Consider the following 11,115-nt stretch of genomic DNA (forward strand, 5'->3'; position numbering starts at 1 on the left):
TGTTCAGGGCAGTGATCCTTAACAAAGGAGTCCATCATGGCGAAGAAAGCCCGCCCAGCAACCTTCATCAACGACCCGCTCTGGTACAAGGACGCGGTCATCTACCAGGTCCATGTGAAGTCCTTTTTCGATTCCAACAACGACGGGATCGGCGACTTTCCCGGCCTGATCGCCAAGCTCGACTACATCGCCGACCTCGGCGTCAACACCATCTGGCTGCTGCCGTTCTACCCCTCGCCACGTCGCGACGATGGCTACGATATCGCCGAGTACCGTGGCGTACACCCGGACTACGGCACCCTGGCCGACGCCCGGCGCTTTATCGCCGAGGCGCACAAGCGTGGCCTGCGGGTGATCTGCGAGCTGGTGATCAACCACACCTCCGACCAGCATCCGTGGTTCCAGCGGGCGCGTCGGGCCAAGCGCGGCTCCAGTGCGCGGGACTTCTACGTCTGGTCCGACACCGACGACAAGTACGACGGCACCCGGATCATCTTTCTCGACACCGAGAAGTCCAACTGGACCTGGGATCCGGTGGCCGGCCAGTACTTCTGGCATCGCTTCTATTCGCACCAACCGGACCTGAACTTCGACAACCCGCAGGTGATGAAGGCCGTGCTGTCGGTAATGCGCTACTGGCTCGACATGGGTGTCGACGGCCTGCGCCTGGACGCCATTCCCTACCTGATCGAGCGCGATGGCACCAACAACGAGAACCTGCCCGAGACCCACGATGTGCTCAAGCGCATCCGCGCCGAGATCGACGCCCATTACCCCGACCGCATGCTGCTGGCTGAAGCCAACCAGTGGCCGGAGGACACCCAGCTGTATTTCGGCGAACAGAGGGGCGACCACGGCGACGAATGCCACATGGCCTTCCACTTTCCGCTGATGCCGCGCATGTACATGGCGCTGGCTCAGGAAGACCGCTTCCCGATCACCGACATCCTGCGCCAGACCCCGGAGATCCCCGCCAACTGCCAGTGGGCGATCTTCCTGCGCAACCACGATGAGCTGACCCTGGAGATGGTCACCGATCGCGAGCGCGACTACCTGTGGAACTACTACGCTGCCGATCGCCGCGCGCGGATCAATCTCGGCATCCGCCGGCGCCTGGCGCCGTTGCTGGAGCGCGATCGCCGGCGCATCGAGCTGCTCAACAGCCTGCTGCTGTCGATGCCGGGCACGCCAACCCTGTATTACGGCGACGAGATCGGCATGGGCGACAACATCTATCTGGGCGACCGCGACGGCGTGCGCACCCCGATGCAATGGTCGATCGACCGTAATGGCGGCTTCTCCCGCGCCGACCCGGCGAGCCTGGTGCTGCCGCCGATCATGGACCCGCTCTACGGCTATGCGTCGGTGAACGTCGAGGCCCAGGCCGGCGACCCGCATTCGTTGTTGAACTGGACCCGCCGCCTGTTGGCGGTGCGCAAGCAGCAGAAGGCCTTTGGCCGGGGCAGCCTGAAGATGCTGTCGCCGGCCAACCGCCGGATTCTCGCCTACACCCGCGAATACACCGATGCCGAGGGCAAGAGCGAAATCATTCTCTGCGTCGCCAACGTCTCGCGTACCGCCCAGGCGGCGGAGCTGGAATTGTCGCAGTTCGCCGGCCGGGTGCCGGTGGAGATGCTCGGCGGCAACGCCTTCCCACCCATCGGCCAACTGAATTTCCTGCTGACCCTGGCGCCCTATGGTTTCTACTGGTTCCTGCTCGCTTCGCAGACCCAGATGCCGGCCTGGCACGTGGAGGCGCCCCAGTGCATGCCGGACTTCACCACCCTGGTGCTGAAAAAACGCCTCGAGGAACTGCTCGAGGCGCCGGCTCGCACCAGCCTGGAGCAGACCTCGCTGCCCGAGTGGCTACCGATGCGGCGTTGGTTCGCCGACAAGCATGCAGCGGTCGAGCAGGTGCACATCGCCTATGGCGTGCGCTTCGGCGAGCCGCAGCAGCCGGTCCTTCTCAGTGAGGTCGAGGTCACCGTTGGCGGCCAGGTCAGTCGCTATCAGGTGCCGTTCGGCCTGCTCGCCGAGGAGCAGATGAACGCCGCGCTGCCGCAGCAACTGGCCCTGGCCCGAGTGCGCCGTGGGCGGCAGGTGGGGTTGATCACCGATGCCTTCAGCCTCGACAGCTTCGTGCGGGCGGTGATCCAGGGCCTGCAGGCTGGCAGCGTACTCAGCGGCGAAGCGGGCACGCTGCACTTCCAGGCCACCGCCGAGCTGCTGGCGCAACCGCTGCCGGCGGATGCCGAGGTACGCTACCTGTCGGCCGAACAGTCCAACAGTTCGGTGGTGGTGGGGGAGCGGGTGATGCTCAAGCTGGTCCGCAAGGTCAGCGCCGGGGTCCATCCGGAACTGGAAATGAGTGCCTACCTGGGCGCCGCCGGCTTCCGCCACATCTCGCCGTTGCTGGGCTCGGTGGTACGCCGTGACGCGGCGGGCGAGGAGAGCCTGCTGATGATTGCCCAGGGCCTGTTGAACAACCAGGGCGATGCCTGGGTCTGGAGCCAGAACAACCTGGAGCGGGCGATCCGCGACGAACTGGCGGACGGTGCGGCGGAGCACGAAGTGTCGATCGATGCCCTCGACGAACTGGTGAATTTCGCCGGCCTGCTCGGCCAGCGCCTGGGCGAGATGCACCAGGTGCTGGCCGCGCCGACCAGCAATCCGGACTTCAGCGCCGAGGTCAGCACTCGCAAGGATGGCCAGGCCTGGGGCAAGCACATTGGCAACCAGGTGTCCCATGCCCTGCAACTGCTCGAACAGCATCGGGAGCAACTGCCGCCCGACGAGCAGGCACTGGTCGCACGCTTGCTGGCTGCCAGAAAGGCCATCCTGGCCCACGTCCAGAGCCTCGCCGCCCAGGTGGTCGGTGGCCTGCGCATTCGTGTGCATGGCGACCTGCACCTGGGGCAGGTGCTGGTGGTGCAGGGCGATGCCTACCTGATCGACTTCGAAGGCGAACCGGCGCGTTCGTTGCAAGAGCGACGGGGCAAGCACAGCCCGTACAAGGATGTCAGTGGCGTGCTGCGTTCGTTCGACTATGCCGCGGCGATGGCCCTCGACAGCTCGCATGGGGTCGATGCTTCAGAGGTGGCACAGGCCGCGTTGAAGCGGGTTGTCGAGCGCTACCTGACGGAGTCGCGGCAGGCGTTCATCCGGGCATATGAGCAGGCAGCGGCTAGTCTTGCTCATGCATGGCAGGATCCGGCGGGCGCGCAGGCGGCCCTGGCCCTGTTCAGTCTGGAGAAGGCTGCCTATGAGATCGCCTATGAGGCACAGAATCGTCCGACCTGGCTGCGGGTGCCGTTGCACGGTCTGGACAGACTGTTGAGTGAGGTGAAAACCTTGTCCGGTGGAGAGTCGCAATGAATTCAAGCAAGGAACAAGGTAAAGCCAGGGTCGGCCTGTTGCCGGCGACCCGTGATATCGAGGCGCTGGTGCGCGCCGAGCACCAGGACCCGTTCGCCATTCTCGGGCCCCATGATGACGGTGCGGGTGGGCAGGTCATTCGCGCATTCCTGCCCGGCGCGCTGAGTGTCGAAGTGCTGGCCCGCGACGATGGGCAGGTGCTGGGCACCCTTGGCGAAACCGAAGTGCCTGGGCTGTATGCCGGACGGTTCGAGCCGCTCCGCCCCTATCTGTTGCGTATTCAGTGGGCCGGGGGCGAGCAGGTTGGCGAAGACCCCTACAGCTTCGGCCCGTTGCTGGGCGAAATGGACCTGTACCTGTTCGCCGAAGGCAACCACCGTGACTTGAGTACTTGCCTTGGGGCACAACTGACCCAGGTCGACGGCATCGATGGTGTGCGCTTTGCCGTGTGGGCGCCGAACGCCCGGCGGGTGTCGGTGGTCGGCGATTTCAACAGCTGGGATGGCCGTCGCCACCCGATGCGCCTGCGTCACCCCAGCGGGGTCTGGGAGATCTTCATCCCGCGGCTGCAACCCGGCGAGTCGTACAAGTACGAGATCCTCGGGCCGCATTCGATCCTGCCGCTCAAGTCCGATCCCGTGGCCCTGGCCACCCAGCTGCCGCCGGACACCGCGTCGCGGGTGGCGGCGCCGTTGCGGATCGACTGGCAGGACCAGGAGTGGATGCAGTTGCGGGGCGAGCGGCAACGGCCGAATGCGCCGCTGTCGATCTACGAGTTGCACGCCGGTTCCTGGCAGTGCGAAACCGATGAGGCCGGCGAGGTGTCCCGTCGCTACGGTTGGGCGGAACTGGCCGAGCGTCTTATTCCCTATGTGCGGCAACTGGGCTTCACCCATATCGAGCTGATGCCGATCATGGAGCATCCCTTCGGTGGCTCGTGGGGCTACCAGCCGTTGTCGCAGTTCGCTCCGAGTGCCCGCTATGGCACGCCGGAAGAGTTCGCCGCGTTCGTCAATGCCTGCCATCTGGCCGGTATCGGCGTGATTCTCGACTGGGTGCCGGCGCATTTTCCCACCGACACCCATGGCCTGGCGCAGTTCGATGGCACGGCGCTGTATGAATACGGCAACCCGCTGGAGGGCTTCCACCAGGATTGGGATACGCTGATCTACAACCTCGGGCGCACCGAGGTGCACGGTTTCATGCTGGCTTCGGCGCTGCACTGGCTCAAGCACTTCCACGTCGACGGGCTGCGGGTGGATGCGGTGGCGTCGATGCTCTACCGCGACTATTCGCGCAAGGCCGGGGAGTGGGTGCCGAACCGCCACGGCGGGCGCGAGAACCTGGAGGCGATCGACTTCCTGCGTCATCTCAACGACGTGGTGGCCCTCGAGGCCCCGGGGGCGCTGGTGATCGCCGAGGAGTCCACGGCCTGGCCGGGGGTCAGCCAAGGTACTCAGCAGGGCGGCCTGGGCTTTTCCTACAAGTGGAACATGGGCTGGATGCACGATTCGCTGCATTATATCCAGCAGGACCCGGTGTACCGTGCCCATCACCATAACGAACTGAGCTTCGGTCTGGTCTATGCCTGGTCGGAGCGCTTCATCCTGCCGATCTCCCATGACGAGGTGGTGCACGGCAAGCATTCGCTGATCGACAAGATGCCCGGCGATCGCTGGCAGAAGTTCGCCAACCTGCGGGCCTACCTGAGTTTCATGTGGGCGCATCCGGGCAAGAAACTGCTGTTCATGGGCTGCGAGTTCGGCCAGTGGCGTGAGTGGAACCATGACCGGCAGTTGGACTGGTACCTGCTGCAGTACTCCGAGCACCAGGGCGTGCAGAAGCTGGTCAGTGATCTCAACCGGCTGTATCGCCAGGAACCGGCGTTGCACGAGCAGGACGATGCTGCGCAGGGCTTCCAGTGGCTGATTGGCGACGACGCGAGCAACAGTGTCTACGCCTGGTTGCGCTGGAGCCGCGAGGGGCGGCCGCTGCTGGTGATCGCCAACTTCACCCCGGTACCCCGCGAGGGCTACCGCATCGGTGTGCCGTTCGCCGGGCAGTGGCGGGAGGTGATCAACAGTGATGCGGCGATCTATGCCGGTTCCAACTATGGCAATGGGGGTGGGGCGCTCACCGAGGACAAGCCCAGCCACGGGCAGGCCGCCTCACTGGTGCTGAACCTGCCGCCGTTGGCGGTGTTGATGATGCAGCCGGTCGGCTGACTAGATGAACACGATCTCGAACGGTTGCCGTGCCTGTTCGATCAGGTTGGGCTTGAGCACCGGAGGGATGCCGTTTTCCGGGTCGCCCTGCAGTTGGCTGTGAAGGGCGTGCAGTGCGTGCTGCTTGCGCGCAACGCCCCAGGTGTTCAGGCGGATCTTGCGGGCCCGGTGCCAAGGGATCAGGTGTTCGTCACGCACTGGCCGGAACCAGGCCCAGATCGCCAGCTCGATCAGCCGTGCGCCGCTGCCGGCACAGGCCCTGGCAGTGGCGCGGCCAACTGCGTCATGGTCGCTGTCTCCGTCCTCGCGCCAGGTCGTGAAGACCACGTCATCATGACGTAGATAGCGCCGCAGATACTGGCAGATGCCATCTTCCTGCTGTTCCAGCACGCCGTGGCGAAAGCCTCCCCGGATCCACTTCAGGCTGTGCAGCTCCAGCCCCAGGCGTCGCAGGGCCTCGGCCGTTTCCTGGGGGCGGACCACGCTCAGGCGTTGTTCCGACCAACGCTGGGAGCCAGGATAGATGGCACTGCCATCGGTCAGAGAAATCAGTTGCAGGGGAGTTTCAAGGGTCGAGAACATCTGCAGCAGGCCGCCGCAGGCGAGGATCTCATCGCCTGGGTGCGGGGCGATGACCACGACCCGAGCTCCCGGCTCGACCAGGCGGTTAGGGCTCAGGCAGGGCACCCGGGCCAACTGCCGGGAAGCACTCCATATCGGCAACGCAGCCTCGTTACGGGCGGCGGATTGGTGTCTCATGATGGTCCACGTCCTTGTGTGGGGGGGCACGTCAGCTCAGGGAGCGTTTGGGGCGCCTCGATCCTGAAGCGCCAAGTCCAAGTATCGCTCATGTTGTCCGAAATGCGACTTTTATCGTCGCATCCCCATCATCGTCGTCGTGGCCAGTATGATTGCAACCAACTGTCCATTAGTCCCGATGCAGCTCGAATAGTACCAGCGAGCGACCGGTCACGGTGTACTCGCGATCGAAGTCGAACTGCTCCCGGCCACGGATTTCGATGTCGTTGGTGTCGAGCATGCAGGTCCAGTAGCGACCCTGGGGCACGGCGGGCAGGCGGAAGTTGACCCCGTCATGGTGAGCGTTGACCACGATCAGCAGCGTCGCGTCGGCCCCTGTACGGCGCAGGCCGGAGACCTGGGCGCGGCCGTCGAGCAGGATGCCGAGGCAGCGGCCATGGCGGTCATGCCATTGTTCGGTGGTCATTTCGTTGCCGTCGGGCGCCAGCCAGGTGACGTCCTTGACCCCGATTTCCTCGTTGTAGCGTCCCACCAGGAAACAATTGCGCCGCAGGATCGGGTAGGCCAGGCGCAGCTTGGCCAGGCGCTTGACGAAGGCGAGCAGGGAGCGGCCGTCGTCGTCCAGGTTCCAGTTGACCCAGCCGATCTCGCTGTCCTGGCAATAGGCGTTGTTGTTGCCGTGCTGGGTGCGGGCGAACTCGTCGCCGGCGACGATCATCGGCGTGCCCTGGGCCAGCAGCAGGGTAGCGAAGAAGTTGCGCATCTGGCGCAGGCGCAGGGTGTTGATCGCCGGGTCGTCGGTGGGGCCTTCGACGCCGTGGTTCCAGGACAGGTTGTTGCTGCTGCCGTCCTGGTTGTTCTCGTCGTTGGCCTCGTTGTGCTTGTCGTTGTAAGACACCAGGTCGTGCAGGGTGAAACCGTCGTGGGCGGTGATGAAGTTCACCGAGGTGTAGGGGCGCCGGCCGCGCTGGTTGAACATCTCGCCCGAGGCGGTCATGCGCGCGGCGAAGTCGGCCAGCTGACCATCGTCGCCTTTCCAGAAGGCCCGCACGGTGTCGCGGAAGCGGTCGTTCCATTCGACCCAGCCCGGCGGGAAGCCGCCGACCTGGTAGCCGCCGGGGCCGCAGTCCCAGGGCTCGGCGATCAGCTTGACCTGGCGCAGCACCGGGTCCTGGCGACAGGCGACGAGGAAGCTGTGGCGCTCGTCGAAACCGTCGTGGTAGCGCCCGAGAATGGTCGCCAGGTCGAAGCGGAAACCGTCCACGTGCATCTCGGTGGCCCAGTAGCGCAGCGAGTCGGTGACCATCTGCAGCACGCACGGGTGGCTCAGGTCGAGGGTGTTGCCGGTGCCCGAATCGTTGATGTAGTAGCGCTTGTCGTCGGGCCTGAGGCGGTAGTAGGAGGCGTTGTCGATGCCGCGCATGGACAGTGTCGGACCCAGTTCGTTGCCCTCGGCGGTGTGGTTGTAGACCACGTCGAGGATCACCTCCAGGTCGGCGGCGTGCAGGTGTGCGACGGCCTCCTTGAACTCGGCGATCTTGCCGCTGGCGAGGTAGCGCGGGTCGGGGGCGAAGAAGGCGATGCTGTTGTAGCCCCAGTAGTTGGTCATGCCCTTGTGCAGCAGGTGCTGGTCGTTGACGAAGGCGTGGATCGGCAGCAGTTCCACCGAGGACACGCCGATCGAGCGGATATGCTCCAGTACCTCGTCGACCATCAGCCCGGCGAAGGTGCCGCGGATCGCTTCGGGGACGGCGGGATGGCATTTGGTCAGGCCGCGCACATGGGCTTCGTAGATGAGGGTGCGGTCCCAGGGTACGCTGACCCGCTGGTCGCGGCCCCAGGTGTGGGCAGGGTCGATGACCTTGCTCTTGGGCACGAAGGGCGCGCTGTCGCGTTCGTCGAAACTGAGGTCGCCATCGGGGTGGCCGATGGTGTAACCGAACAGCGCCTCGGACCATTTGAGTTCGCCGACCAGTTGCTTGGCGTAGGGGTCGATCAGCAGTTTGTTGGGGTTGAAGCGATGGCCGTTGCCCGGGTCGTAGGGACCGTGCACGCGATAGCCGTAGATCAGCCCGGGGTGGGCATCGGGCAGGTAGCCGTGATAGATCTCGTCGGTGTACTCGGGCAATTCGATACGCTCCAGCTCGACCTCGCCGCTGGCGTCGAACAGGCAGAGTTCGACCTTGGTGGCGTGGGCGGAGAACAGCGCGAAATTGACGCCCAGGCCATCCCAGGTGGCACCGAGGGGAAAGGGCAGGCCTTCGCGGATGCGAGTGTCCTCGCGACCGGGCTGTTTGTGCTTCGGTTTGCTCATAAATGCTCCTGCTCCCTTTATCCTGACTTCGCTCGGACCTTGTAGGCGCCGACTTGCTGACGATAACGGCGCGTCAGTCGATGACGATGTTGGCTGTCAGACTGCAATCGCCAGCAAGCCGGCTCCCACAAGGGAATCGCCATGTTCCCTGGACAAGGTGCTCAGTTGGCTGCCGGCTTGCGCGGTGCCCTGGGTTTCTTGGCGGCCGGCTCGGTGGTCTTGGCGGTTACCGGTTTGACCACGGGCTTGGCGGTGCTCCTGGCCGCCGGTTTGGTCGCGGTGGTCGTGGCCCTGGGCTTGGACCTGGCGGTCGCCGGCCTGCTCGGGGCCAGGGCCTCGGCCTCGGCGAGCTTGCGGGCCATTTCCCAATGGCGGGCTTCCTGGCCGTCGGGGCGGCCCTCCGATTCCCAGATCTGGTAGGCAAACTCGCGTATGCGTTTTTCGTCGGTACTCATCGCCATGCTCCTGAACGGACACTCAAGTTGTGATAAAGAGATTGACCGGGAAGTCTCCCAGCGCGTCACCGACCATCAGCTCCCCATGGGGTGTGACTGCGCTTGCGGAAAAAAGTCCCATTAATTTGCCGGACGGGGTGGCGAGCGGCAGTGTGATCCGGGTGTCACCCCAGGCTGCCGGGGCAATCCATGGCCGACCGGCTTCGGCCAACAACCCATGTGCCAGCCTCGGCACGACCACGATGGCCTGTTGCGTCGCGTTGCCACGACGGAAGGCCAGTACCTTTTCAGCGTGTTCGCCACGGACTTGCAGGGGTTGGTAGGCACCCCGGCGAAACAGTTCCGGGTGCTCGGCACGGACGGCCAGCGCGCGGGCGATCAATGCCTGCTTGATCCGGCCGCTGCGCCAGTCGTCGAGCAGTTCAGCGGGCGTGGTCGGCGCCTGTAGCGCCGCGTGCCGGGCGATAAAATCCACCGGGCGGCGGTTGTCCGGGTCGACCAGGCTGAAGTCCCAGCATTCGTTGCCCTGGTACAGGTCAGGCAGCCCCGGAGCGGTCATGCGCAGCAGGCATTGCGCCAGGCTGTTGAGCGCACCGGTCGGGGCGATGGCGTGCACGGCCTTGGCGATGGCGGTGCGCAGTGCCAGCCCCTCGGGCTTGAGCAGCAGCGCCTGGAGAAAATCGTGGCAGGCGTTTTCATAGGCCTCGTTCGGCGCGCTCCAACTGCTCTGCAGCTTGGCCTCGCGCAGCGCCTTGCGTTGCCATTGGCCAAGGCGTGCGGCGTAGTCGGCCAAGGCGGCCGGGTCGTCGACGGCCAGGTCCAGGGCCCAACTGCCGAGCAGGGTCTGGTAGAGCATCAGCTCGTCACCCGCCGACGGGGCATCCGCGCTGCTGCGCAGCGCTGTGGCCAGTTCGCGCCAGTGTCCGACCCAACTGGCATAGGTCGACGTGCATTCGCTCAACACCGCCAGGCGCGCGCGACTGTCCTCGCCGCGCTTGTGGTCATGGGTGGCGGTGGTCAGCAGATTGTCGGGAAAGGCTTGCAACCGCTGCTGGTTGGCCCGGTGAAAATCCTCCGGCGGCGCACTGAACTGTTCGGTGGAAAAGCCGACGTCGTTGCGCGACAGCAGCACTGCCGAGCGATAGAACGCGGTGTCTTCCACGGCCTTTGCGGCGGTTGGCGAGGTCAGTTGCTGGAAGCGCACGCAGGCATGCCTGAGCAGTTTGCGCTCGCGGCCCGCTGGACGCTGGCGCCAGGGTTCGCCACCGAGCCATTGCTGCAGGTAGTCGAGCACCGGCCAGTCGGCCTCGCCGAGGGTGGTACGGGCGCCGGCCAGGGCCTGCTGGAAGAACACCTCGTCTTCGGCAGGGCGACCGCAGGCGTTGATGTAGGTGCGATACACCGGAAAGTGCACGATCAGTTCCTGCAGCGCGCGGCGGATCGCGCCGAGGGTCAGGTCGCGACTCATGACGTTGTCCCGCGCTACCTGTAGCAGCGCCTGGGCAACGCTCTCGAAATCGCCCGCCAGCGAGCCGTTGAGCATCTGCTGGCGGGCCAGCCGGGCTTCCTCGCCGAATGCGGCGGGCCGCTCGGTGATCCGGCTCCAGAGGTTGGCCAGCGGCTCGGCGCCGCGAGGGTCGTGCTGCAGCAGCGACAGCTGGTTCATGAACTCGTAGCCAGTGGTGCCGTCCACCTGCCAGTCGCGGTGCAACTGTTCGCCCTGGCCGAGGATCTTCTCGACGTAGATCGGCAGGTGGCGCCCCGCTGCCAGCGTATCGACCCGTCGGCGCAGCCGGCGGCAGTAGCCACGAGGGTCGGCAAGGCCGTCGACATGGTCGATGCGCAGGCCATCGATAAGGCCTTCCTCGATCAACTGGAAGATCTTCCGATGAGTGGCCTCGAACACTGCCGGGCGTTCGACCCGCAACCCACCCAGTTCGTTGACATCGAAGAAGCGCCGCCAGTTGATGTCATCGCCGGCGGGTCG

6 protein-coding genes are annotated in these 11,115 nt (G+C 65.2%); 2 read left to right on the plus strand and 4 right to left on the minus strand.

Annotated elements, in window-relative coordinates; all coding sequences use genetic code 11:
- Positions 1 to 36 precede the first annotated feature (36 nt).
- A complete protein-coding gene (gene treS / locus K675_RS0130030) occupies positions 37 to 3,375 on the plus strand; it encodes a maltose alpha-D-glucosyltransferase (protein ID WP_017907144.1) in 3,339 nt (1,112 codons plus the stop codon).
- On the plus strand, positions 3,372 to 5,600 hold the full coding sequence (gene glgB / locus K675_RS0130035; RefSeq protein WP_017907145.1) for a 1,4-alpha-glucan branching protein GlgB: 2,229 nt from the start codon (positions 3,372 to 3,374) through the stop codon (positions 5,598 to 5,600). The genes treS and glgB overlap by 4 nt, the downstream gene beginning before the upstream one ends.
- Here the strand turns inward: glgB and K675_RS0130040 are convergent, their stop codons facing one another.
- From K675_RS0130040 to treY, 4 genes are all read right to left on the minus strand, one after another.
- Positions 5,601 to 6,359 carry a PIG-L deacetylase family protein gene (locus K675_RS0130040; protein WP_026145660.1) on the minus strand — a complete coding sequence of 253 codons (759 nt, stop codon included), beginning with the start codon at positions 6,357 to 6,359 and terminating at the stop codon, positions 5,601 to 5,603.
- Positions 6,360 to 6,528: 169 nt separating this feature from the next.
- Positions 6,529 to 8,673, minus strand: coding sequence for a glycogen debranching protein GlgX (gene glgX, locus K675_RS0130045; RefSeq protein WP_017907147.1), 2,145 nt, complete (start codon positions 8,671 to 8,673; stop codon positions 6,529 to 6,531).
- A gap of 161 nt (positions 8,674 to 8,834) precedes the next feature.
- Positions 8,835 to 9,128, minus strand: a complete 294-nt coding sequence (locus K675_RS0130050) for a DUF2934 domain-containing protein (protein WP_017907148.1) — start codon at positions 9,126 to 9,128, stop codon at positions 8,835 to 8,837.
- Positions 9,129 to 9,150: 22 nt separating this feature from the next.
- Positions 9,151 to 11,115, minus strand: a 1,965-nt coding sequence (gene treY, locus K675_RS0130055) for a malto-oligosyltrehalose synthase (RefSeq protein WP_017907149.1), incomplete at its 5' end; no start/stop codon positions are given.

The organism is Pseudomonas fuscovaginae SE-1, assembly GCF_000364705.1.
In the GTDB taxonomy this organism is placed as follows: Bacteria; Pseudomonadota; Gammaproteobacteria; order Pseudomonadales; family Pseudomonadaceae; genus Aquipseudomonas; species Aquipseudomonas fuscovaginae_A.